Genomic DNA, 22,535 nt, shown 5'->3' on the forward strand with positions numbered 1-22,535 from the left:
AGGGAAAACACCTATGAATTCTTGACGCCGCCAGCCTCGCCTGCGCCGCAGTGCAGCAATCGGCGCCGCCACGTGCCTCCTTCCTCGGGGAGAAAGGGTCTTGCTGCGGCGCAATGCGGGCCGCGGCATCGATCTTCGCGGCCTCGCCCAAGGTCAAGAAAGTATCGATTCCGGGCGCCATCTCTGGTTGTTGGCGTCGGGAGCGATTCGTACAGTCCGCCCCATGCAACCCGACCTGGAAATCGTCGAAGTCCGAGGTGACGAATCGTTCACCTGCTGGGCGCACGGCTACCCGTACCGCACGGTGCGCTGGCACTTCCATCCCGAGTACGAGATCCAGCTCATCGTCGAGACCCAGGGCGTGTATTTCGTGGGCGACCACGTGGGCCACTTCGAGCCCGGCAACCTGGTGCTGATGGGCCCCGACCTGCCGCACAACTGGATCAGCGACGTGCCCGCCGGCCAGAGCGTGGAGCGGCGCGGCATCGTGATCCAGTTCCCGGCCTCGCTGGTGCGGGGCATGGCAGCCACCTTCCCCGAGTTCGAGCGCGTCGCGCCGCTGCTCGCCGAATCGGGCTCGGGCCTCCTGTTCTCGGCCGATACCGCCGCGGCGGCCAAGCCGATCATGGAATCGCTGCTGGAGGCGCGCGGCCTGCGGCGGGTGGTGCTGCTGCTGTCGCTGCTCGATCTGCTGGCCGACGGCCAGGACCGCCAGCGCCTCGCGAGCCCGGCATTCAGGCCCGACCCCAAGGCCTTCATGTCGCACGCCATCAACAACGTGCTGGCGCACATCGCCGCCAACCTCGGCGACGACCTGCGCGAGCCGATGCTGGCCGAGCTGGTGGGCCAGAGCCCGAGCGCCTTCTCGCGCTCGTTCCGCAAGCACACAGGCCAGTCGTTCGTGCGCTACGTGAACCGGCTGCGCATCAGCCGCGCCTGCGAGCTGCTCACCAACAGCGAGAAGCCCGTGCTCGACGTCTGCATGGACGTGGGCTTCAACAACGTCTCGAACTTCAACCGGCAGTTTCTGCTGCACAAGCGCATGCCGCCGACCAAGTTCCGCCAGTTCCACCGCATGCAGGCAGCCGCCTCGCGCGCGGCCAGTCCGCCGTAGCGCGCGGCGCCGCCCGCCACCACCGTTCTCCCCGCGTCGTTTCCGGCGCGGCGCACCGAGGCGCCGCGCGGGGCGGCCCTTTGCCAGCGTTTTTCATCGACAGCAAGACAACCCCAAGGAGACAGCCACCATGACGAACCTTCCCAAAGCCGCCGCACTCGCCGCATGCATCGCCGCGCTGGTCTGCGGCACCTCGGCCGCGCAGGCGCAGGCGCAGGCGCAGGCCCAGCCGGCAAAGCAGCCGCTGCGCATCGGCATGACCTTCCAGGAGCTCAACAACCCCTACTTCGTGACCATGAAGCAGGCGCTGGAGGAGGCCGCCGCCAGCATCGGCGCGACCGTGGTCACCACCGACGCGCGGCACGACGTGGCCAAGCAGATCGGCGACGTGGAGGACATGATCCAGAAGAAGGTCGACATCCTGCTGCTGAACCCGACCGACTCCACCGGCGTGCAGTCGGCCGTGCGCTCGGCCAAGAAGGCGAACCTGGTGGTGGTGGCGGTGGACGCCAACGCGCAGGGCCCGGTCAATTCCTTCGTGGGCTCGAAGAACACCGACGCCGGCCGGCTGGCCTGCGAGTACCTGGCGAAGAGCATCGGCGAGAAGGGCGACGTGGCCATCCTCGACGGCATCCCGGTGGTGCCGATCCTGGAGCGCGTGAAGGGCTGCCGCGAGGCGCTCGCCAGGTACCCCGGCATCAAGGTGGTGAGCACGCAGAACGGCAAGCAGGAGCGCGCCACCGCGCTCACCGTGACCGAGAACATCCTGCAGGCCAACAAGGAGCTCAAAGGCATCTTCAGCGTGAACGACGGCGGCTCCATGGGCGCGCTCGCGGCCATCGAGGCCAGCGGCAAGGACGTGAAGCTCGCCAGCGTGGACGGCGCACCCGAGGCCATCAAGGCGATGCAGAAGCCGGGTTCGAAGTTCATCGCGACCACCGCGCAGTACCCGCGCGACCAGATCCGCCTCGCCATCGGCATCGCGCTGGCGAAGAAGTGGGGCGCCAACGTGCCCGCCGCGGTGCCGGTCGACGTGAAGCTGATCGACGCCGAAGGCGCGAAGACCTTCAGTTGGTGACCCGCGCCTCGACGAGTTCCAGGCCATGAACGACACCGCCGAAATGCTGCGGCTCGAAGGCGTCTCGAAGAGCTTTCCCGGCGTGAAGGCGCTCTCGGGCATCGACCTCTCGATCCGCAGGGGCGAGGTGCACGCGCTGCTCGGCGAGAACGGCGCGGGCAAGTCGACGCTGATGAAGATCCTCGGCGGCATCCACCAGGCCGACGAGGGGCGCATCCTCATCGAGGGCGAGGAGCGCCGGTTCGCGGGCTACAGCGACGCGATCGCCGCGGGCATCGGCATCATCTTCCAGGAGTTCAGCCTCATCCCGTACCTGAACGCGGTGGAGAACATCTTCCTCGGCCGCTACCTGAAGAACCGCTTCGGGCTGATGGACCGGGCCGCGATGAAGCGCTCGGCTCGCGAACTCTTCGACGAGCTGGGCGTGCGGATCGACCTCGACGCGCCGATCTGCCGGCTCTCGGTGGCGCAGCAGCAGTTCGTGGAGATAGGCAAGGCGCTGTCGCTGAAGGCGCGCCTGCTGGTGCTCGACGAGCCCACCGCCACGCTCACGCCGAACGAGGCCGCGCACCTGTTCAACATCATGCGCGAGCTGCGCGCCAGGGGCGTGGCGATGATCTTCATCTCGCACCACCTCGACGAGATCTTCGAGGTGTGCGACCGCATCAGCGTGCTGCGCGACGGCGCCAACGCAGGACATGCCGAAGTGGGCGAGACGAACGTGGACGCGCTGGTCGAGATGATGGTGGGCCGCCGCATCGAGCACAGCTTTCCGCCGAAGCCTCGGCCTGCGCCGCGCGGGCGCAAGGTGCTGGAGGTGCCGCACATCCAGCTCGCCAGGGGCGGGCCGGTGAATGCCTTCGACCTGCACGAGGGCGAGATCCTCGGCTTCGCGGGACTCGTCGGCTCCGGCCGCACCGAGCTTGCGCTGGGCGTGATGGGCGCCGACCGCGCCCACCGCAAGACGGTGCTGCGCAACGGCGTGCCCGTGCGGCTGGACGACCCGACGCAGGCGCTGGCGCATGGCATCGGCCTGCTGCCCGAGAGCCGCAAGGTGGAAGGGCTCATCACCGACTTCACGATCCGCTTCAACATCTCGCTGAACAACCTGGGCAGGCACCGCAGCGCGGGGCTGGTCGACAGGGCCTCGGAAGAGCGCTCGGCCGCCGAGCTCTCGCGCCGCGTGGGCGTGAAGGCGCCAGGCATCGAGACGCGCGTGGCGACGCTCTCGGGCGGCAACCAGCAGAAGGTGGTGATCGCGCGCTGGCTAGGCCACGCCTGCGAGGTGCTGATCTTCGACGAGCCCACGCGAGGCATCGACGTGGGCGCCAAGGCCGAGATCTACGGGCTGATGCGCGAGCTCACCAGGCAGGGCAAGTCGATCGTGATGATCTCCAGCGAGCTGCCCGAGATCGTCGGCATGTGCGACCGCGTCGCGGTGTTCTCGGGCGGCGCCATCGTGGCCACGCTCGAGGGCGACTCCATCAACTCCGGCGACATCATGCGCCACGCAACCAGAGGGGGCCTGCAATGAACGCCACCGCCACCCATCCCGCGCCGCCGGTTCCCGCCGGCGGGCTCTTCACCCGGCTGCGCCGCTCCACGGCCTTTCTTCCACTGGTGGGCCTGGTCGCGATCTCGGTCTTCATGATCGTGGCGACCGACAACTTCCTCTCGTGGAGCAACCTGCAGAACATCGCGCTGCAGTCGTCCATCAACGCGATCATCGCGGTCGGCATGACGGCGGCGATCCTCACCGGCGGCATCGATCTCTCGGTGGGCGCGGTGGTGGCGCTTTCGGGCACGCTGGCCTCGGGGCTGATGGTGCAGTTCGGGCTGCCGCCCATGCTCGCGGTGCCGCTGGGACTGGGCGTGGGCGTGGTGATCGGCCTGTTCAACGGCTACTGCGTGGCGTACCTGCGCATGCCGCCCATCATCGTGACGCTGGCCACCATGGGCATCGCACGCGGCATCGCGCTGATCTACACCGGTGGCTACCCCATCGACGGCCTGCCCGACTCGTTCGCCTTCCTCGGCGGCGGCGTGCTGGCGGGCATCAAGGTGCCGATCCTCATCATGCTGGCGACCTACCTCGCGGCCTACGTGCTGCTGAACATGGCGCCCTTCGGCCGCTACGTGTACGCCATCGGCGGCAACGAGGAGGCCACGCGGCTGTCGGGCGTGCGCGTGTCGCGCTACAAGCTGCTGGTGTATGCACTCAGCGGCTTCACCGCCGCAGTGGCCGGCATCGTGCAGGCCTCGCGCGTGACCAGCGGGCAGCCCGGCGTGGGCCTGGGCTTCGAGCTCGACGCCATCGCGGCGGTGGTGATGGGCGGGACCTCCATCGCAGGCGGACGCGGCGCCATCGTGGGCACGCTGGTGGGCGCGCTGCTTCTGGGCGTGCTGAACAACGGGCTCAACATGATCGGCGTGTCGCCGTACCTGCAATTGATCATCAAGGGCGGCATCGTGCTGCTCGCCATCTTCATCAGCCGCGAGGCGAAGAGATGAACCGATGAGCCCCTGCATTGCTCCTTCCCCCGCTGGGGAAGGCTGGGATGGGGCAGGCAGAGCGCGTCCGGTGGTGACGCCGCTTGCCCCCACCCCTGCCCTCCTCCAGCGGGGAGGGAGAACGCCCCGACCACCCTTTCTGATCCCAAGGAACCCATGTCCTATCAAAAGCTCCAGCCCGGCACCTCGGGCGCCATCTCGCAGCTCGCATCCATGCAGGCCGTCGTCTGCCACGGCCCCAGGGACTACCGGCTGGAGACGGTCGACATGCCGGTCATCGGCGCCAACGAACTGCTGATCTCCATCGCCGCCTGCGGCATCTGCGCATCCGACTGCAAGTGCCATTCGGGCGCGAAGATGTTCTGGGGCGGCGACGGGCAGCCTTCGTGGGTGAAGGCCCCCGTGATCCCCGGCCACGAGTTCTTCGGCTACGTCGAGGCGCTGGGCGAAGGCGCGGCGGAGCACTTCGGCGTGGAGAAGGGCGACCGCGTGATCGCCGAACAGATCGTGCCCTGCGGCAAGTGCCGCTTCTGTACCTCGGGCAAGTACTGGATGTGCGAGGTGCACAACATCTTCGGCTTCCAGCGCGTCGTGGCCGACGGCGGCATGGCCGACTACATGCGGCTGCCGCCCACCGCGCGCGTGCACAGGATTCCGGACGGCATCCCGCTGGAAGACGCAGCCATCATCGAGCCGCTCTCGTGCGCGATCCACACGGTGAACCGCGGCGACATCCAGCTCGACGATGTGGTGGTGATCGCGGGCGCCGGTCCGCTCGGACTGATGATGGTGCAGGTGGCGGCGCTGAAGACGCCCAGGAAGCTGGTCGTGATCGACCTCGTGCCCGAGCGTCTCGCGCTCGCGAAGCAGTACGGTGCCGACGTCGTCATCGACCCGAATGCCGAGAACGCCGACGCCATCGTCAAGGAACTGACCGGCGGCTACGGCTGCGACGTGTACATCGAGACCACCGGCGTGCCTGCCGGCGTGACGCAGGGCCTGGAGATGATCCGCAAGCTCGGCCGCTTCGTGGAGTTCAGCGTGTTCGGCTCCGAGACCAGCGCCGACTGGTCGATCATCGGCGACCGCAAGGAGCTCGACGTGCGCGGCGCGCACCTGGGGCCGTACTGCTATCCGGTGGCCATCGACCTGCTGGCGCGCGGGCTCGTCACATCGAAGGGCATCGTCACGCACGACTTTCCGCTGACCGAATGGGAGCGCGCCTTCGCGCTGGCAAACTCGCTGGATTCCATCAAGGTGCTGCTGAAACCGCAGCCCCGACCCCGAGAGACAACCAGCCAGAGGACGACATGAAATACGTGATCGGCGTCGACATCGGCACGCAGAGCACCAAGTGCCTGCTCGTCGGTATCGACGGCAAGGTGCATTCGCAGCACAGCGTGGCCTACCAGCCGGAGACGCCGAAGCCCTTGTGGGCGCAGCAGGACTGCGAGGTGTGGTTCGACGCGGTGTGCGAGAGCGTGCGTGCCTGCGTGGCGAAGAGCGGCGTCGCGCCCTCCGACGTCGCCGCGATGTGCGTGAGCAGCCTCTACGGCGGCGCGGGCATCCCGGTCGACGAGGCCATGCGTCCGCTGCATCCGTGCCTGATCTGGATGGACCGCCGCGCCACTGCCGAGGTCGATGCGGTGAACGCCAGCGTCGACGTGCAGCGGCTGCAGGCCATCACCGGCAACGGCGTGGACAGCTACTACGGCTTCACCAAGATCCTGTGGATTCGCGAGCACCTGCCCGAGGTATGGGCGAAGACGCGCCACTTCCTGCCGCCCAACAGCTACATCAACTGGCGGTTCACGGGCGAGCTCGCCGTCGACCACAGCTCGGCCGACAACATCGGCGGCGTGTACGACGCGGCGCGCCGGCAGTGGTCGGAGGAAGCGATGGGGATGCTCGGCATTCCGCCGCGCATGATGCCGCCGCGCCTGGTCGAATCCAGCGACGTGGTCGGCGGGCTGAGCGCCGGATGGGCCGCGAAGCTGGGCCTTGCCGAGGGCATGCCGCTGATGGCCGGCGGCGTCGATGCGGCGGTCGCCACCTTCTGCGCGGGCGTCACCGGCAGCGGCGACCACGTGGCGATGATCGGCACCAGCATGTGCTGGGGCTTCGTGAGCCCCACGGTCGATGCGCGGCACAAGCTCATCACCATGCCGCACGTGTACCGCGGCGCGGACCGCAGCTACGTGTTCGGCGGCGCGATCACCGCGGGCGCCGCCGTCACCTGGTTCCGCGAGGCCTTCTGCCAGGCAGAGATCGCGGAGGCCGCGCGCACCGGCGAGGACGCGCATGCCCTCATCGAGCGCAAGGCGGTCGACGTACCGCCCGGCGCCGAGGGCCTGGTGTTCCTGCCCTACCTCATGGGCGAGCGCAGCCCGATCTGGGACGCACAGGCCAAGGGCGCGTTCATCGGGCTTTCGCTCGCGCACAGCCGCGCGCATCTCTACCGCGCGGTGCTCGAAGGCGTGAGCTTCGCGCTGCAGCACAACATCGAGGCCGGGCGGCGCAGCGGCCAGCCGCTGGACGAACGCCTGATAGTGGTCGGCGGCGCCGCGCACTCCGATCTCTGGATGCAGATCGTGGCCGACGTCACCGGCTACCCGGTGTTCACGATCGAGCAGGAAGTGGAAGCGGCGCTGGGCGCGGCGATGCTCGCGGCGCTCGGCGCCGGGCTGGTCGATGCGGCCACCGCCGAGCGCGGCTGGGTCACGCTGGTGGAGCGCGCGCGGCCCGAGCCCCGGGCGCAGGCCGTGTACCGCGAGCGCTTCGAGATCTACAAATCGCTCTACCCCGCGCTGCGCGATGCGATGCAGCGGCTGACATGACGACCTCCTTCGACTTCTCCGGACGCCGCGCCCTGGTGACCGGCGCGAGCAGCGGCATCGGCCGCGCGGTGGCGGTGCGGCTCGCGCAGGCCGGCGCGCAAGTGACGGCCATCGGCCGCAACGCCGCGGCGCTGGCAGCGCTGCACACCGAAGCAGGCTGCACCCCGCTGGTGCTCGACGTGGCCGACGCGCCAGCACTGGAACGCGCGCTCGCGCCGCTTCCCGCCTTCGACCTCGTGGTGAACTGCGCCGGCATCGCGCTGCTCGAACCGGCCGCCGAGATGCAGGCCGGCAGCTTCGACGCGGTGATGGCCGTCAACGCGCGCGCGGCGGCACTGGTGGCCTCGCGCTGCGGCAGGGCCATGATCGCGGCCGGCGTGCGCGGCAGCATCGTCAACGTGTCGAGCCAGGCCGCGCTGGTGGCGCTCGACGCGCACCTTTGCTACTGCGCCTCCAAGGCCGCGATGGACGCCGTCACGCGATCGCTGTGCCTGGAGTTCGGGCCGCACGGCATCCGCGTGAACAGCGTGAACCCGACCGTCACGCTCACGCCGATGGCCGCGCAGGCCTGGTCCGATCCGGCGAAGAGCGCGGCCGCATTGAAGAACATTCCGCTGGGCCGCTTCGCGCAGGTGGAGGAAGTAGTGGCGCCCATCCTCTTCCTGCTGGGCGACGGCGCGTCGATGGTGAGCGGCGTGGCGCTGCCGGTGGACGGCGGCTACACCAGCGTCTGAGCCGGCGCGGCCTCAGGCGAGGCGGGTGCCGCCCCGGGGAGACGATTCGAGCATCGCGTCGAGGTTGCGCGTGATCTTCTGCTCGATCATTTCGCTGAAGCTGCTGAACAGGAAGCCCAGCGTCGCTTCGAGCTTGAAGGTGGTGTCGGTGACCTCGACGGTGCCGTCGATGCCGGCGCGCGTGAAGGTGGCGGTGTCGCGGCCGTCGCCCTGCGTGTAGACGCATTCGAGGCCGAACTCCTGCTCGGCCTGCTGGATCCACTTGCGCGCGACGACGCGCGCGCGTGCGATGCCCAGCGTGTGATTGCGTTCGATATGGATGTCAGGCACCGCGATCTCCGGTCTTTTCGTGTTCAGGTTTGGTCTGGGTCTGGAGGATACCCGTCGCTGCCTGCAGGGCGACGCGGCGTTCCTCGGAAGTCGGCAGCTTCGCGATGCGCCGCACCTCGGCATAGAAGCGCGGCCAGTCGCGGCCTTCGCGCTCGAAGAGTTTCTCGAAGCTGGGCACGAGGTCGTCGTACGCGCCCTGCGCGCCGAAGGCCGCGTTGTTGGCGCGCGCCACCCAGGCGTCGTAGGCGTTCTGGCGCGGGCCGGACCAGCCGGCCTTCAGCTTCGCATAGCGCTCGCGGAAGTCGGCCATGGCGGCCTGCTTCATGGCCTCCACCCTCGTCCAATCCCCGGCCTTGGCTTCGGGCGATTCGTACACCTTCGTCAGCGCGCGGCGGGTGTCGAGCGCCAGCGCGCGGAACTCCTGGCGCTGCGTGTCGAACTGCGCGTACTCGCGACGCGCCGCGTCGCCGGCCTCGCGCTGCAGCCACATCGCGCCGCCGATGCGCTCGACCGCCGTGGCGTAGGACTCGTTGAAGACCGTGTCGCCCGCCACGTAGAGCACCTGGTGTGCGAGCTCGTGGAAGACGATGCGCGCGAGCTCGCCCTCGGGGTAGCCGATGAAGGTGGACAGCAGCGGATCGCCTCCGGCCCAGTTCATCCAGCCCAGCGTGGAGTACGCGGGCACCGGGTACACGGCCACTTCCAGGTCCTGCTTCTTCTGTTCCTCGGCTTCGGCCTTGGCCGCTTCCTCGCTGTAATAGCCGCGATAGCCCACGCAGCCCGCCACCGGGAAGCACCAGCTCTTGAGCGTGAGCGAATAGTGCGGCGCCGCCACCACGTTCCACACGGCGGCGGGGCGGTGAAGGTCGGCGTACGACTTGTAGCTGGCGTTGTCGGGCAGGCCGAGTTCGGCGGATGCGAAGCGGCGGATGCGCTGCGTGAGCTCGAGCCTGGCCTTCAGCGCGACCGACACCGACGGGTCGGCCAGCCACTCGGGCACCGGCTTGGCGGCCCGCATGATGCCGATGTGGCCGCTGGCGGACTGCCAGTAGTAGCCGAGGTCGGCGCAGCCCGTGAGCAGGAGCATCGAGCCGGCCAGCGCAAGGACCGGAAGGCCCGGAAGAAAGCGAAAGCGCCTCACACCTTCTCGACTTCGACCAGGCAGTCGTAGAAGGTCGGCCCGCGGCCGATGTCGGTCAGGCGCTGGCTGGTGAGCTCGTTGACGTTGGTGCCGTCCATGCCGAGCTTGCGCCACCAGATGCCCATGCCGTGCACCACGCCCTGGCGTGCGCGGCGCGAGATCTCGGCGCGGCAGCGGTGCTCGCCGCGCTTGTTGAACACGCGCACCGTGGCGCCGTCCTCGATGCCGCGCGCGGCGGCGTCGGCCTCGTGGATCTCCAGCAGCGGCTCGACCTCGATGGCGCGCAGGCTGGTCACGTTGACGAAGGTCGAGTTGAGGAAGTTGCGCGCCGGCGGCGAGATCATGGCCAGCGGGAACTCGGTCGAACTGCCTGCCGGCTCCCAGTTGGGTACGTGGTCGGGCAGGCCGTCCATGCCCATGGCCTGCAGGCGCTCGCTGAAGAACTCGCAGCGGCCCGAGGGCGTGGGGAAGCCGCCTTCGGCGAACGGCGCCTCGGGCAGCTTCAGGCTGCTGAAGCCCTGCGCGGTCAGCTCGGCGTAGTCGATGCTGCCTTCGGCGAAGGCGGTGCGGCACAGCGTCTCGTCCGAATCGGAGAAGCAGGGCTCGGTGAAGCCCATGCGCTTCGCGAGCTCTCGGAACACCCAGGCGTTGCTGCGGGCCTCGCCGCGCGGCGCGACGGCCGGGCGGTTCAGCAGCACGTCGGTGTGGCCGTAGCTGCAGTGGATGTCCCAGTGCTCCAGCTGCGTGGTGGCGGGCAAGAGGTAGTCGGCGTAGTCGGCGGTGTCGGTGCGGAACTGCTCCAGCACCACGGTGAAGAGGTCTTCGCGCGCGAAGCCCGCCGCCACCTTGGCCGACTCGGGCGCCACCGCCACCGGGTTGCTGTTGTAGACCACGATGGCCTTCACGGGGTTGGCTGTGTCGAGCAGCGCGTCGCCGATGGTGCTCATGTTGACGGTGCGCGGCTTGCGCCCGGCGAGCAGGTCGGGGCGCTGCAGCGCGGCGCGGTCCACCGGGTAGTGGCCGGAGCTGCTCAGCAGCAGGCCGCCCGCGCGGTCGCGCCAGGCGCCCACCAGCGCCGGCAGGCAGGCGACGGCGCGGGCCGCGTTGCCGCCGCCGCGCACGCGCTGCATGCCGTAGTTCAGGCGGATGGCGGCCGGCTTCGTGGTGCCGTAGGCCTTGGCCAGCGAGACGATCTGCTCCTCGGGAATGCCGCAGACCTGCGCCGCGCGCGAGGGCGGCCACTGCAGCGCGCGCTCGCGCAGCCGCTCCCAGCCCAGGGTGTGATCCGCGATGTAGTCGTGGTCGAGCCAGTCGTGCACGATCAGCTCGTGCATCAGGGCCAGCGCCAGCGCGGCGTCGGTGCCCGGCAGCAGCGCGATGTGCTCGTCGCACTTGTCGGCGGTCTCGGTCTTGCGCGGGTCGATGCACACCAGCCGCGCGCCGGCGCGCTTGGCGGCCTGGGCGTGGCGCCAGAAATGCAGGTTGCTGGCAATGGAGTTGCTGCCCCAGATCAGGATCAGCTTCGCCTCGGCGAAGAACTCGATGCGCATGCCGACCTTGGCGCCCAGCGTGTGGACCATGGCCTCGCCGCCGGCCATGGAGCAGATCGTGCGGTCCAGCAGGCTGGCACCCAGCTTGTGGAAGAAGCGCCGGTCCATCGACTCGCCCTGGACAAGGCCCATGGTGCCCGCATAGCTATAGGGGACAATAGCTTCGGGTTTTCCCTGTAATACTTGAAGATTCGCGGCGATGTCGTCCAGGGCGGCATCCCAACTCACCGGCTCGAACCGGCCGCTTCCCTTGGGGCCGACACGCCTGAGGGGCTGCACCAGCCGTTCCGCATGGTCGTTGCGCTCGATGTAGCGCGACACCTTGGTGCACAGCACCCCGCCCGTATGCGAATGGGCGGGGTTGCCCTGCAGCTTCACCGCAACGCCGTCCCTGACGGTGGTGACCAGCGCGCAGGTGTCCGGGCAGTCGTGCGGGCAGGCGCCCAGCACTGTGGTGGTTGCGGGCTGGGAGGGCGCTTCTTCGAGCGAGGTATCCGGTGCGTGGGCCATCGGACAAGTCTAATTTGTGCGCGAGTCAGAGCGCAGGAGTGGGTTTTCGTCATGTTGTTGAATCGACGTCGTTTTTCTCTGGCCGCAGGCGCGGCCGCCACGCTGGGCGGCTTCGGCCTCGCACGGGCGCAGGACACGCCGCTGGTGCTGGGCCAGTCGGCGGCTTTCACCGGGCCGGCGGCGCAGCTGGGCATCCAGTTCCACCAGGGCGCCAAGCTGTTCCTGGACCAGTACAACGCCCAGCCCGGCCGCCGCAACGTGGTCATCAAGAACCTGGACGACGGCTACGAGCCCGACCGCTGCGCGGCCAACACGCAGAAGCTGATCGAGGAGGACGTCTTCGCGCTCTTCGGCTACATCGGCACCCCGACCAGCCTGGCCGCGCTGCCGCTGGCGGTGAAGGACAAGGTGCCCTTCGTGGCGCCCTTCACCGGCGCGATGTCGCTGCGCGAGCCCTTCCAGAAGAACGTGTTCCACCTGCGCGCCTCGTACAACGACGAGACGGCGCTGATGGTCAAGCAGCTCACCCACCTGGGCCTGAAGAAGATCGCGGTCTTCTACCAGAACGACGCCTACGGCAAGGCCGGCCTCGACGGGGTGACGCTGGCGCTCGCCGAGCAGCAGCTCAAGCCGGCCGCGCTGGCCACGGTGGAGCGCAACTCGGCCGACGTGGCGCAGGCGGTGAAGACCATCGTCGCGGCCCGGCCCGACGCGGTGGTGCAGGTGGGCGCGTACAAGGCCTGCGCGGCCTTCATCCGCGAGTCGCGCAAGGCGGGCTACGGCGGCACCTTCTTCAACATGTCCTTCGTCGGCACGCAGGCGCTGGCCGACGAGCTGGGCAAGGACGGCGCCGGCGTGATGATCACGCAGGTGGTGCCCTCGCCCTACAACCAGGCCAACGCGCTGGCCCGCGAATTCGCCGAGGCGGCGCGCAAGGTCAACGGCGCCAGCATCAACTTCTCGAGCCTGGAGGGCTACCTCGCGGCGAAGGTGCTGGTGGAGGGCCTGCGCAAGGCGCCGGGCAAGCCGACGCGCGAGGGCCTGATCGCCGGGCTGGAAAGCATCGACCGCCAGCAGTTCGGCGGCTTCGAGGTGTCGTTCTCGTCCAGGAACCACGTGGGCTCGAAGTTCGTCGAGCTCTCGATGCTGACGGGCGACGGCCGCGTCAGGACCTGAGGTCCTCCCCTCGAATACCGCGGAACCGGCTTCGCCGGGCCCTACGTATTGCCTTCTCGGCGGAGTTGGCGCAGCGACACGAAGTGCGCAAGGCCGGGAAGGGTCAAGCCGTCAGACCGTCCACCGCCTGGAACATGGCCTGGCGCGCCTGGCTCACGATCTGCCCACGCCAGGCGTCGGTGTCCGTGTAGAAAGCCTCCAGCATGCGCGCGCGGATGCCGTCGGCCAGGTCGGCCGGCGCGCCGGGGTGCTTGTGCAGCCAGTGGTCGGCGCGCAGCGCGCCGGTCACTTCGAGGATGGGCAGCGTGCCGTATTCGAGCGCGATGCCGGTGTACTCGGCCTGCGGGCACTCCTCGTACACCGAATCCCACATCAGCCCGCGCAGCAGCGCCGAGGTCGACGAACCGTCGTAGATGGAAGTGACGGGCGCCGCCGGCGTGCCCCACCATGCATTGGCGCGCGCATAGGCGGTCTTGTCGTCGCGGCCCGCGAAGATGCGCTCGCCCAGGCCGTTCGGGCCCAGCCCGGTGTGCAGGTCGATCCACGCGATGCGCTTCGCGCGGCCCGCGTGGCGGCGCAGCACCTCGCGGACGGTCCTGTTGCTCCAGGTCGGCGCCTTGCCGCCGTAGAACAGCCCGTCTTCGAACTGGTATTGCCCGCTGGTCACCGCGGCCTGGTAGGCGGTGGTGCCATGCTTGCCGATCCACTTGTCGATGGCCGCCTGGTTCTCGGGCGTGGGCGGCCAGGTGGCGGGCAGCAGCAGTTCGTGCAGCTTCGCGTAGGCCTCGTTGACCGGCACCGGCTTCGAGAAGTCGATGAAGTTGCGGTTGAGGTCGACGTTCTCGTGCGTCACGCGCCGGCCATGCGAGAAGCCATGCGGGTTGAGCGCATGCACGTACAGCACCGCCACGCCCTGGGCCTTCGCCTTCTCGCGCCACTCGGCGTCGTGCAGCGCGAACACCTGCACGCCGCTGCCGCAGTGGCCTTCGACGCCGTGGCAGGCACTGCTGACGACCAGCAGGTTCTGCGCGTCGGGGGCGCCGTCGAGTGCTACGTCCATCGAGAGCTCCTCGCCCTCGCGCCCCTTGAGCGGGTGCGCATGCGGCTCGACCGTGAGGCCGGCGCTCACGCAGCCCTGCAGGAATTTCTGGCGCGCCTGCGAATAGCGCGGCGAAAAGGCTTCGGCGATTCCGATCATGTGGCGCGGGACCTCTCTCGATGGATCAGGCAATCAGGCGTGAATCAGGCGACGGCGGATCAGGCTGCGCTGCCGCCGGGCTTGAGGAACTGCTCCGCGATCTGCACCCAGCAGGTCGCGCCCAGCGGGATCAGGTCGTCGTTGAAGTCGTAGCTGGCGTTGTGCAGCGTGCACGGGCCCTCGCCGTGGTGCACGTCGCGGTGCGAGCCGTCGCCGTTGCCGATGAAGGCGTAGGCGCCCGGCTTGGCCTGCAGCATGAAGGCGAAGTCTTCCGAGGTCATGGCGGCCTCCTGCTTCAGCACGTTCTCGGGGCCCACGACCCCGGCCATCACGCGGCGGGCGAAGTCGGCCTCGGCCTCGGTGTTGATGGTGGGCGGGTAGTAGCGCTCGAAGCGGAACTCGCAGGTGGCGTCGTGCGCGGCGCAGATGTGGTCGCAGATCTGCTTCATGCGCGCCTCGATCATGTCGAGCACCTCGATGGAGAAGGTGCGCACCGTGCCCGACAGCTCGCAGTTGTCGGGGATCACGTTGTTGGCTTCGCCGGCATGGATGGTGGTGACCGATATCACCGCCGAATCGGTCGGCTTCATCTTGCGCGTGAGGATGGTCTGGAAGGCCTGCACGATCTCGCAGGCGATCGGCACCGGGTCGATGCCGGTCTGCGGCAGCGCCGCATGGCCGCCCTTGCCCACCACGTTGACGAAGAACTTGTTGCCCGAGGCCATCACCGGGCCGGGGCTCACTGCGAACTGGCCGGCCTTCATGCCGGGCCAGTTGTGCATGCCGAAGACGGCATCCATCGGGAATTTCTCGAAGAGCCCTTCCTTGATCATCTCGCGGGCGCCGCCGCCGCCCTCTTCGGCCGGCTGGAAGATCAGGTAGACGGTGCCGTCGAAGTTGCGGTGCTTCGCGAGGTGCTGCGCCGCCGCGAGCAGCATGGCCGTGTGGCCGTCGTGGCCGCAGGCGTGCATCTTGCCGTGGTGCTTGCTGGCGTGGGCGAAGGTGTTGAGCTCGGTGACGGGCAGTGCGTCCATGTCGGCGCGCAGGCCGACGGCGCGGTTGCTGGTGCCGTTCTTCACGATGCCCACCACGCCGGTGGTGCCCAGGCCGCGGTGGATGGGGATGCCCCATTCGGTGAGCTTGCCTGCCACCACGTCGGCGGTGCGGACTTCTTCGAAGCAGAGTTCGGGGTGTGCGTGCAGGTCACGTCGGACGGCGGCGATGCCAGCCGCCTGCGTGACGATCGAGTCGATGAGTTTCATGGGGATAGACCGTCTCAAAACGCCAGTCTATCCACTCTGGCACCGAGAGGCACCTCGGAAGACACGCAGCCCGAGTGGCTGCAGGGGCCGTTCCCCGGTTCCTCAGTGCGCGCCGGTCCAGAAGCCCACGTGCGGCGCCGCGGCTTCCTGCTCGAGCAGCGGCCCGACCACCTCGACGCGCCGCTGCCCGCGCGCGAAGACTTCGCGGCACGGAAGCGAAAAGGTCGGGTTCTCGGGATGATCGCCGGTCAGGCCCAAAAGCGCGTGCTCGGAAAGCGCGTAGACCACGCGCCCGATGTTGGTCCAGTAGATCGCCCCCGCGCACATGCAGCAGGGCTCGGCGCTGGTGAAGAGCGTGCAGCGCGCGAGCTCCTCGGGGGTGAGCAGCTTCGCGGCCTGCGCGGCGGCCACCAGCTCGGCGTGCTGCGTGGGGTCGCCCTCGGGCGGCATCGAGTTGTTGCCCGCGGTGACGACGACCTCGCCGTGCTCGTTCGCCACCAGCGCGGCGAAGGGATGGCGCCCGCGCGCCTTCGATTCGTCCGACAGGCGGATGGCCATGCGAAGCAGTTCGAGATCGCGCGGGGAGAGGTCGTCGGTGGTCATTTGCGCACGATAACCCGGTCGATCAGCGGCCGATGCTCTTGAGGTAGTCGGCGCGCGCGGCCAGCGCGGTGTCGGTGAAGTCGGTGAACACGCCGTCCACGCCGAGCTTGTAGTACACGCCGTATTCGTTCTTGCCGTCCTTGTTGTAGTCGGAGGCCAGGCGGCGCGACTCGTTGCGGAAGGTGAAGGGGTGCACGAAGAGGCCGGCCTTGTGCGCGTCGGCGATCAGCGAGGTGGGCGCCATGGAGGTGGCATCGGCGTCGTTGATCTTGCCGTCCTTGTTGACGTCCACCGGCTTGCCGTCCGCACCGATAGTGCCCTTGATGCTCACGATGTAGCGCTTCCAGGGGCCGATGCCGTCGGCGTAGGTCTTGATCTCGGCCAGGCCCGCGGGCGTGACCATGGCGTCGAAGTTGCGCTTGTCGCCGGCCTTGGTCCAGTCGTAGGGGCGGTCGCTGGGCACGGCGAAGGTCACGGCGCCGGTCTTCAGGTCGACGCTGTCGCCGTCGATCAGCTGGATGAGCCTGGTGTTCAGGCCCTTGCTCTTCATGTACTTGAGGCTGCCCGGCTCGAAGGACTGCACGTAGATGGGCGCGGTCTTGCTGTTCCAGCCGGCCGCGTTGATGGCGGCGATGACCTTGTCCTCCATCGGCAGGCCGAGGTCGCGGAAGTAGGTCGGGTTCTTCGTTTCGGGGTAGATGGCGATGGTGCGGCCGGTTTCCTTCGACTTGGCCTTGGCGAAGTCGATGATCTCCTGGAAGGTGACGACCTTGTACTTGCCGTTGAATTCCTGCGGGCGCTCGGCGTCGGTGGAGATGGCGCCCAGGGTCTTGATCTCGGCCAGCGTGAAGTCGTTGCTGAACCAGCCGGTCTGGGTCTCGCCGTCGACCTTGATGGTCTTCTTGCGCGAGGCGAAGCGGGGGTGCTTGGCCACGTCGGTGCTGATGGCGAGGTTGGGGTCGTGGCGGGCGATGAGCACGCCGTCCTTGGTGGAAATCAGGTCCATCTCGATCACGTCGGCGCCGAGCTCGATGGCGCGGGCATAGGCTTCGAGGGTCTCTTCCGGCAGATAGCCCGATGCACCACGATGGGCAATGACCAGCGGCGGGTTGCCGTCCAGCGTCAGCAGCTTGCTGCCGCCGCCGGAAGGTCCGGTGCTGCTGCAGGCGGCCAGTGCGAGGGCTGCGGTGGCGGTCAGGGCGATCTGAAGAGAGGTGCGCATGGTCGAGGTTCTCCGTCCGGAATGAAGAGGCGCAGGGTACCCGTTTCGCGTGACAGCTTCGACATCCGCGCACGCGCGGCGCCGACTTCCGGGAGAATGTGTTGCATGCCCCATACGCTTTCCCCCCAAAGCCTGCTGATGGCCCAGACGCTGGTGCGCATGAACACCGTCAGCGCCAACAGCAACCTCGAACTGATCGACTTCGCCCAGAGCCACCTCGCGGCCCTGGGCGTCAGGAGCCGGATCACCTACAACGCCGAACGCACCAAGGCGAACCTCTTCGCCACGCTGGGCGAGGGCAAGCCGGCCGGGGTGATCGTCTCGGGCCACACCGACACGGTGCCCTGGGACGGGCAGGACTGGAGCGTCGATCCGCTCTCGGCCGTGGTGCGCAACGAGCGCCTCTACGGGCGCGGCTCGGCCGACATGAAGAGCTTCATCGCCGTCGCGCTGTCGAACGCCAGGCGCTTCCTGGAGAGCGACTCGCCCTTCGCGGTGCACTTCGCCTTCAGCTACGAGGAGGAGATCGGCTGCTTCGGCGTGAAGGAGCTCATCGCCGACATGCGCGACGCCGGCATCAAGCCCCTGGCCTGCATCGTGGGCGAACCCACCAGCATGGTGCCCGCCATCGCGCACAAGGGCGTGTACCGCTACAAGTGCTGCGTGCGCGGCAAGGAGGCGCACTCCTCGCTCACGCCGAAGTCGGTCAACGCCATCGAGATGGCTGCGCGCGTGATCGGCAAGGTGCGCGACATGGCCGAGGGCTTCGAGCGCAGCGAGCCGCGCTACGAGGGCTTCGACGTGCCCTTCAGCACCGCGAGCGTGGGCCAGTTCCACGGCGGCATCGCCGACAACGTGGTGCCGCGCGACGCCGAGTTCCGCTATGAATTCCGCGACCTTCCCACCGCCGACGCCGGGAAGATGCAGGCCGAGGTGGTCGCCTACGCGGGCAGCCTCGAGCCCGCGATGAAGAAGGTGGCGCCCGACGCGGGCTTCAGCTTCGAGACCATCTGCGAGATCCCCAGCTTCCTGGGCTCCGCCAACGACCCCATCACGCTGCTGGCCCAGCGCCTGGCGAGCGAGGAGCGCACCACGCTGGTGGCCTTCGGCACCGAAGCGGGTCTCTTCAAGAACGCCGGCATCCCCACCGTGGTGTGCGGCCCCGGCAGCATCGAGCAGGCGCACCAGCCCGACGAGTACGTGAGCCTCGAGCAGCTCGCGCGCTGCGAGCTGTTCATGGAGCGCCTGGCATCCACGCCGAGCATTGGCTGAAGCCGGCAGCAACGACGACGCATCGCGGCGCATGAAGCGCGTCGCGCTCGGCCTGCTGTGCGCCGCCGCGCTGCTCTATGCGGTGGCGAGCGTGCTGCATGCGCGGCATCCGGCCTGGGGCTACGTGGCGGCCTTCGCCGAGGCCGCGATGGTGGGTGCCATCGCCGACTGGTTCGCTGTGGTGGCGCTGTTCCGCCATCCGCTGGGCCTGCCGATCCCGCACACGGCCATCATCCCGAGCAACAAGGACCGCATCGGCGCCAAGCTCGCGGGCTTCATCTGCGACAACTTCCTGAGCACCGCCCAGGTGCTCGGCAAGCTGCGGCAGTTCGACGCGGCCGGGCGCATCGCCGACTGGCTGGCCCGGCCCGCGAGCGGCGAGAAGCTCGGCGAATGGGGCGTGGCCGCGGCGCGCTACGGGCTCTCGGCCTTCGACGACGAGCGGGTGCGCGACTTCATGGGCCGCGCCGCCGCAGCCGGCCTCGCGAAGATCGACCTCTCGCGCCTGACCGGCCAGGCGCTCGACGCGCTCACCGCGGGCGGGCGCCACCAGGCGCTGCTCGACGACGTGCTGCAGCAGGTGGCCGGGCTGCTCGAAGGCGAGGAGGTGCAGGCGCACATCACCGAGGCGATCGCGCGCGAGATCAAGACGCTGCGCTACGTGGGCCTCGACCAGGTGGCCGCCAAGCTGGCCACGCGCAAGATCGTCGCGGCCGTGGCGCGCACCATCGGCGAGCTCGCGGCCGAGCCCGACCATCCGATGCGCAGGCGCTTCGACCATTTCGTCGACGACTTCGTGGTGCGCCTGAAGCTCGACCCCGAGTTCCAGCAGCGCGGCGAGCAGATCCGCGCCGAACTGGTCGCGCACCCCGCGCTGGGCGACTACCTGCACGGGCTGTGGGGCGAGCTGCTCGCGTGGCTGCACGACGACCTGGGCCGCGGCGATTCGGCCATCCGCCAGCGCATCGCATCGATGGCGGGCGCACTGGGCGCGCGGCTGCAGGGCGACGAGGCCATCCGCCGCTGGATCAACGAGCAGATCGAGGCGGCCGCGCCGCTGGCCATCGAGCGCTACCGCGAGGACATCCGCCGCTACATCGAGGAGCGCGTGGGCGAGTGGAACGCGCAGGAGATGACGGTCGAGCTCGAACGCCACATCGGGCGCGACCTGCAGTTCATCCGCATCAACGGCACGCTGGTGGGCGGGCTGGTGGGGCTGCTGATCCACACGGCGACGCAGCTCCTGCGCGGCTGAGCCTGTGCTGAACCCCGGCAGAAGGCCGCGGGTAATCCACAGCGGACGAAAGTCCGCATCCTGTCCCCGGCGGGACTCGGCGGCCCCTGCGCGCTCCTAGACTGCTTCGCGCATCAACAAGAGGAGACGCCAACCATGCCCCGTCGACGCAGCCTCGGCGCCATCGCGCTGACCGCCACCCTCGCCCTGCTGGGCGCCTGCAGCAGCCTCGCGCCGCCAACGTTCACCAGTCCCCCCACCCGACCTGCTTCCTGGGCTGCGCCCGAGGCGCTGGTGGCGCCATCGGCCTTCGCCGGGGTGCACGGGCTGGCCATCGACGCCAAGGGCCGGCTGCTGGCGGGCTCGGTGCTGGGCAACACGATGTGGGAGGTCGACCGCAGCACCGGCGCGGCGAAGGTGTTCATCGACGCGCCCGAAGGCCAGGCCGACGACATCGCCGTGGGCCCGAAGGGCGAACTCGCCTGGACCAACTACCTCATGGGCCTGGTGCGCTACCGCGAGAGCGACACCTCCCCCATGCGCGTGCTGGCCAAGGACCTGCCCGGCATCAACTCGCTCGATTTCGACCGCCGCAACGGCAGGCTCTACGCCTCGCAGGTGTTCCTGGGCGACGCGCTGTGGGAGATCGACCGCGAGGGCCAGAAGCCGCCCAGGCTCATCAGGAAGGACATGGGCGGCTTCAACGGCTTCGAGGCGGGGCCCGACGGCATGCTCTACGGGCCGCTGTGGTTCAAGGGCCAGGTGGTGAAGATCGACCCGGCCAACGGCAACATGACCGTGATCGCCGACGGCTTCAAGATTCCGGCGGCCGCCAACCTCGACGGCAAGGGCAACCTCTGGGTGGTCGATGCACGCAGCGGCGAGCTTGTGCGGGTGGAGCTGGCCACCGGCCGCAAGACGGTCGCGAAGCAGCTGCGGCCCTCGCTCGACAACCTCGCCATCGCCAAGGACACGCCCGACGGGACGATCTACGTCTCCAACATGGCCAACAACGAGGTGCAGGCCTTCAACCCCGCCACCGGCGAGCTGCGCACGCTCACCAGCGGCAAGGTGGCGGCGCCGGCCGGCATGAAGATCGACGGCAACGACCTCTGGGTGGCCGACGTCTTCGGCTTCCGCCAGGTCGACGTGCGCAGCGGCGAGGTGCGCGACGTGTTCCGCATGCAGCGCGACCCGGAGCTCGACTACCCGTTCGCGGTCGGCCTGTCGCCGAAGCTCTTCGCGCTGAGCTCGTGGTTCACCGGCACGGTGCAGCTGGTCGACCGGCAGACCCTGAAGACGGTAGAGACCATCCACGGCCTGAAGGCGCCCTTCGATGCCATCCCCATGCCCGACGGCAGCGTGATCTATGCCGAGATCGCCACCGGCAGCATCACGCGCGCCAGCGGGCCGAAGTTCGCAGAAAAGTCAGTGCTCGCCAGCGGCCTGAACGGCCCGGTGCAGATGATCGTCGGCCAGGACGGCGCGCTCTACGTGACCGAGGCCGCCGGCCGGCTGCTGCGCATTCCGCTGGACGCCAGCGCCCCGCTGCGCGCGGTGGCCGAGGGCCTGGCCCTGCCCGAAGGCGTGGCGCAGACGCCCTGGGGCAGCTTCATCGTGGCCGAGAGCGCGGCGCGCCGGCTCGTGGAGATCGCGCCCGACGGCAGCCGCCGAACCGTCGCCGAGAACCTGCCGATCGGCCTCGCACCCGGGCCCGGACTGCCGCCGCCCTACGTGGTGACAGGCGTGGCGGTGGGCCGCGACGGCACCGTCTACATGGCCGCCGATCGCAACAACGCGATATATCGAATCCGCCCCGTAAGGTAGCGTAACAATAAGTGTAAATTTCAGTTTACTTTTACAAACAAACATTACAGACTGCGCGGGACGCCTTGTGGCGCCCCGTCCGCATCCCGCGAGCGGGAGTCCGCGAGGCGCTCTTTTCTTGACCTGAAAGGGACATCGCATGACTCCGCTCGTCGTAGGCCAGATCCTGTCGCCCGAGTACTCCCCGGGCATGGTGGCGCTCTCCTTCCTCATTTCCTTCGCGGGCTCGCTCGTGGCCCTGATCTGCGCCGGCCGGATGGTCGGCCCGGACGGCAGGCCCAACCTCGCGGTCGTGACCTGCGCGGCGGTCGCGCTGGGCGGCATCGGCATCTGGTCGATGCACTTCATCGGCATGCTGGCGTACCGGCTGCCGGTGGCGATCTCGTACAACATGCCGCTGACGGTGGTGTCGCTGGTGGCGGCGATCCTGATCTCGGGCATCGCGCTGTACATGGCGGGCGGGCAGCGCAAGTTCAGCAAGCCGGGCTGGCTCGCGGGCAGCCTGCTGGCGGGCATCGGCGTGTGCGTGATGCACTACATGGGCATGTTCGCGATGAACATGCGCGCCTCGATGAACTTCGACCTGGCGACGGTCGGGCTGTCGGTGCTGATCGCCGTCACGGCGGCCGGCGCCGCGCTCTGGCTGGCTTTCAACCTGCGCAAGTTCACGCACAAGGTCGCGGCCGCCGCCGTGATGGGCGTGGCGGTCTGCACCATGCACTACGTGGGCATGAGCGCGGCCAGCATGGTCTGCACCGCCGCCGCGCCGGTCGACGCGCTGGCCATCGGCGGCAGCTACATGGGCCTGACGGTGTTCGGCACGGCCGGCGCGGTGCTGATCTTCATCTACTGGGTGGTCACGGGCAGCAGCCTCGACGCGCCGGTCGCGCCCCGGCGCGCCCGCGCGGGCTGAGCGCCCGGCGGGCATCAGCCAGT

The 22,535-nt window shown here is 69.0% G+C and carries 19 protein-coding genes; 12 read left to right on the forward strand and 7 right to left on the reverse strand.

Annotated elements, in window-relative coordinates; genetic code table 11:
• Window positions 1-223 precede the first annotated feature (223 nt).
• The 7 genes from FHY06_RS16550 (at window position 224) to FHY06_RS16580 (ending at window position 8,274) form a co-directional block, all read left to right on the forward strand.
• Complete coding sequence (locus tag FHY06_RS16550; protein WP_184605804.1) at window positions 224-1,114, forward strand: helix-turn-helix domain-containing protein; 891 nt, start codon at window positions 224-226, stop codon at window positions 1,112-1,114.
• A gap of 130 nt (window positions 1,115-1,244) precedes the next feature.
• Window positions 1,245-2,192: an ABC transporter substrate-binding protein gene (locus tag FHY06_RS16555; RefSeq protein WP_184605805.1), complete on the forward strand. Its 948-nt coding sequence runs from the start codon at window positions 1,245-1,247 to the stop codon at window positions 2,190-2,192.
• A 25-nt stretch (window positions 2,193-2,217) separates the two neighbouring features.
• Window positions 2,218-3,726 carry a sugar ABC transporter ATP-binding protein gene (locus FHY06_RS16560; protein WP_184605806.1) on the forward strand — a complete coding sequence of 503 codons (1,509 nt, stop codon included), beginning with the start codon at window positions 2,218-2,220 and terminating at the stop codon, window positions 3,724-3,726.
• Window positions 3,723-4,703, forward strand: coding sequence for an ABC transporter permease (locus tag FHY06_RS16565; RefSeq protein ID WP_184605807.1), 981 nt, complete (start codon window positions 3,723-3,725; stop codon window positions 4,701-4,703). Before FHY06_RS16560 ends, FHY06_RS16565 begins: the two co-directional genes overlap by 4 nt.
• Window positions 4,704-4,859: 156 nt before the next feature.
• Window positions 4,860-6,017 carry a zinc-binding dehydrogenase gene (locus tag FHY06_RS16570; protein ID WP_184605808.1) on the forward strand — a complete coding sequence of 386 codons (1,158 nt, stop codon included), beginning with the start codon at window positions 4,860-4,862 and terminating at the stop codon, window positions 6,015-6,017.
• On the forward strand, window positions 6,014-7,540 hold the full coding sequence (locus tag FHY06_RS16575; protein ID WP_184605809.1) for an FGGY-family carbohydrate kinase: 1,527 nt from the start codon (window positions 6,014-6,016) through the stop codon (window positions 7,538-7,540). Before FHY06_RS16570 ends, FHY06_RS16575 begins: the two co-directional genes overlap by 4 nt.
• On the forward strand, window positions 7,537-8,274 hold the full coding sequence (locus tag FHY06_RS16580; protein WP_184605810.1) for an SDR family oxidoreductase: 738 nt from the start codon (window positions 7,537-7,539) through the stop codon (window positions 8,272-8,274). Before FHY06_RS16575 ends, FHY06_RS16580 begins: the two co-directional genes overlap by 4 nt.
• A gap of 12 nt (window positions 8,275-8,286) precedes the next feature.
• Here the strand turns inward: FHY06_RS16580 and FHY06_RS16585 are convergent, their stop codons facing one another.
• Genes FHY06_RS16585 through FHY06_RS16595 form a run of 3 tightly spaced genes read right to left on the reverse strand, consistent with a single transcriptional unit; the run spans window position 8,287 to window position 11,805 of the window.
• Entirely contained in the window at window positions 8,287-8,604 is a 318-nt protein-coding gene (locus tag FHY06_RS16585; RefSeq protein ID WP_019655477.1) for a polyhydroxyalkanoic acid system family protein, read from the reverse strand.
• Window positions 8,597-9,691, reverse strand: a complete 1,095-nt coding sequence (locus tag FHY06_RS16590; protein WP_184605811.1) for an aminopeptidase — start codon at window positions 9,689-9,691, stop codon at window positions 8,597-8,599. Before FHY06_RS16590 ends, FHY06_RS16585 begins: the two co-directional genes overlap by 8 nt.
• A 50-nt stretch (window positions 9,692-9,741) precedes the next feature.
• Window positions 9,742-11,805 carry a molybdopterin-containing oxidoreductase family protein gene (locus FHY06_RS16595; RefSeq protein ID WP_184605812.1) on the reverse strand — a complete coding sequence of 688 codons (2,064 nt, stop codon included), beginning with the start codon at window positions 11,803-11,805 and terminating at the stop codon, window positions 9,742-9,744.
• A 51-nt stretch (window positions 11,806-11,856) separates the two neighbouring features.
• Here FHY06_RS16595 and FHY06_RS16600 point away from each other — a divergent pair, with 51 nt between their 5' ends.
• Window positions 11,857-12,981 carry an ABC transporter substrate-binding protein gene (locus tag FHY06_RS16600; protein ID WP_184605813.1) on the forward strand — a complete coding sequence of 375 codons (1,125 nt, stop codon included), beginning with the start codon at window positions 11,857-11,859 and terminating at the stop codon, window positions 12,979-12,981.
• 103 nt (window positions 12,982-13,084) lie between these two features.
• Here FHY06_RS16600 and FHY06_RS16605 read toward each other — a convergent pair whose 3' ends face one another.
• From FHY06_RS16605 to FHY06_RS16620, 4 genes are all read right to left on the reverse strand, one after another.
• The gene (locus FHY06_RS16605) at window positions 13,085-14,179 is read right to left on the reverse strand and encodes a M14 family metallopeptidase (RefSeq protein ID WP_019655473.1); all 1,095 of its coding nucleotides are present in this window, start codon (window positions 14,177-14,179) and stop codon (window positions 13,085-13,087) included.
• A 59-nt stretch (window positions 14,180-14,238) separates the two neighbouring features.
• Window positions 14,239-15,441, reverse strand: a complete 1,203-nt coding sequence (locus FHY06_RS16610) for a M20 aminoacylase family protein (protein WP_019655472.1) — start codon at window positions 15,439-15,441, stop codon at window positions 14,239-14,241.
• A 102-nt stretch (window positions 15,442-15,543) separates the two neighbouring features.
• On the reverse strand, window positions 15,544-16,044 hold the full coding sequence (locus FHY06_RS16615) for a nucleoside deaminase (RefSeq protein WP_019655471.1): 501 nt from the start codon (window positions 16,042-16,044) through the stop codon (window positions 15,544-15,546).
• A gap of 22 nt (window positions 16,045-16,066) precedes the next feature.
• Entirely contained in the window at window positions 16,067-17,266 is a 1,200-nt protein-coding gene (locus FHY06_RS16620) for a glycerophosphodiester phosphodiesterase (protein ID WP_132751938.1), read from the reverse strand.
• A gap of 105 nt (window positions 17,267-17,371) precedes the next feature.
• Between FHY06_RS16620 and argE the strand changes: the two genes are divergently transcribed.
• The 4 genes from argE to FHY06_RS16640 all read left to right on the forward strand — a co-directional run bounded on the left by argE (window position 17,372) and on the right by FHY06_RS16640 (window position 22,512).
• On the forward strand, window positions 17,372-18,538 hold the full coding sequence (argE, locus tag FHY06_RS16625; RefSeq protein ID WP_019655469.1) for an acetylornithine deacetylase: 1,167 nt from the start codon (window positions 17,372-17,374) through the stop codon (window positions 18,536-18,538).
• A complete protein-coding gene (locus FHY06_RS16630) occupies window positions 18,531-19,793 on the forward strand; it encodes a DUF445 domain-containing protein (protein WP_260310478.1) in 1,263 nt (420 codons plus the stop codon). Before argE ends, FHY06_RS16630 begins: the two co-directional genes overlap by 8 nt.
• A gap of 135 nt (window positions 19,794-19,928) precedes the next feature.
• Entirely contained in the window at window positions 19,929-21,599 is a 1,671-nt protein-coding gene (locus tag FHY06_RS16635) for a hypothetical protein (RefSeq protein ID WP_184605814.1), read from the forward strand.
• Window positions 21,600-21,738: 139 nt separating this feature from the next.
• On the forward strand, window positions 21,739-22,512 hold the full coding sequence (locus FHY06_RS16640; RefSeq protein WP_019655466.1) for an MHYT domain-containing protein: 774 nt from the start codon (window positions 21,739-21,741) through the stop codon (window positions 22,510-22,512).
• Window positions 22,513-22,535 lie beyond the last annotated feature (23 nt).

Source organism: Variovorax atrisoli (assembly GCF_014195185.1).
Classification (GTDB): Bacteria; Pseudomonadota; Gammaproteobacteria; order Burkholderiales; family Burkholderiaceae_C; genus Variovorax; species Variovorax atrisoli.

What these genes read in the sequence shown, in the direction of transcription:
- FHY06_RS16575 (WP_184605809.1), top strand. Translation starts at nt 6,014, where the DNA reads ATGAAATACGTGATCGGCGTCGACATCGGCACGCAGAGCACCAAGTGC.
- FHY06_RS16565 (WP_184605807.1), top strand. Translation starts at nt 3,723, where the DNA reads ATGAACGCCACCGCCACCCATCCCGCGCCGCCGGTTCCCGCCGGCGGG.
- FHY06_RS16610 (WP_019655472.1), bottom strand. Translation starts at nt 15,441, where the DNA reads ATGAAACTCATCGACTCGATCGTCACGCAGGCGGCTGGCATCGCCGCC.
- FHY06_RS16615 (WP_019655471.1), bottom strand. Translation starts at nt 16,044, where the DNA reads ATGACCACCGACGACCTCTCCCCGCGCGATCTCGAACTGCTTCGCATG.
- FHY06_RS16560 (WP_184605806.1), top strand. Translation starts at nt 2,218, where the DNA reads ATGAACGACACCGCCGAAATGCTGCGGCTCGAAGGCGTCTCGAAGAGC.
- FHY06_RS16620 (WP_132751938.1), bottom strand. Translation starts at nt 17,266, where the DNA reads ATGCGCACCTCTCTTCAGATCGCCCTGACCGCCACCGCAGCCCTCGCA.
- argE (WP_019655469.1), top strand. Translation starts at nt 17,372, where the DNA reads ATGCCCCATACGCTTTCCCCCCAAAGCCTGCTGATGGCCCAGACGCTG.
- FHY06_RS16635 (WP_184605814.1), top strand. Translation starts at nt 19,929, where the DNA reads ATGCCCCGTCGACGCAGCCTCGGCGCCATCGCGCTGACCGCCACCCTC.
- FHY06_RS16605 (WP_019655473.1), bottom strand. Translation starts at nt 14,179, where the DNA reads ATGATCGGAATCGCCGAAGCCTTTTCGCCGCGCTATTCGCAGGCGCGC.
- FHY06_RS16550 (WP_184605804.1), top strand. Translation starts at nt 224, where the DNA reads ATGCAACCCGACCTGGAAATCGTCGAAGTCCGAGGTGACGAATCGTTC.
- FHY06_RS16570 (WP_184605808.1), top strand. Translation starts at nt 4,860, where the DNA reads ATGTCCTATCAAAAGCTCCAGCCCGGCACCTCGGGCGCCATCTCGCAG.
- FHY06_RS16555 (WP_184605805.1), top strand. Translation starts at nt 1,245, where the DNA reads ATGACGAACCTTCCCAAAGCCGCCGCACTCGCCGCATGCATCGCCGCG.
- FHY06_RS16590 (WP_184605811.1), bottom strand. Translation starts at nt 9,691, where the DNA reads ATGCTCCTGCTCACGGGCTGCGCCGACCTCGGCTACTACTGGCAGTCC.
- FHY06_RS16580 (WP_184605810.1), top strand. Translation starts at nt 7,537, where the DNA reads ATGACGACCTCCTTCGACTTCTCCGGACGCCGCGCCCTGGTGACCGGC.
- FHY06_RS16640 (WP_019655466.1), top strand. Translation starts at nt 21,739, where the DNA reads ATGACTCCGCTCGTCGTAGGCCAGATCCTGTCGCCCGAGTACTCCCCG.
- FHY06_RS16600 (WP_184605813.1), top strand. Translation starts at nt 11,857, where the DNA reads ATGTTGTTGAATCGACGTCGTTTTTCTCTGGCCGCAGGCGCGGCCGCC.
- FHY06_RS16595 (WP_184605812.1), bottom strand. Translation starts at nt 11,805, where the DNA reads ATGGCCCACGCACCGGATACCTCGCTCGAAGAAGCGCCCTCCCAGCCC.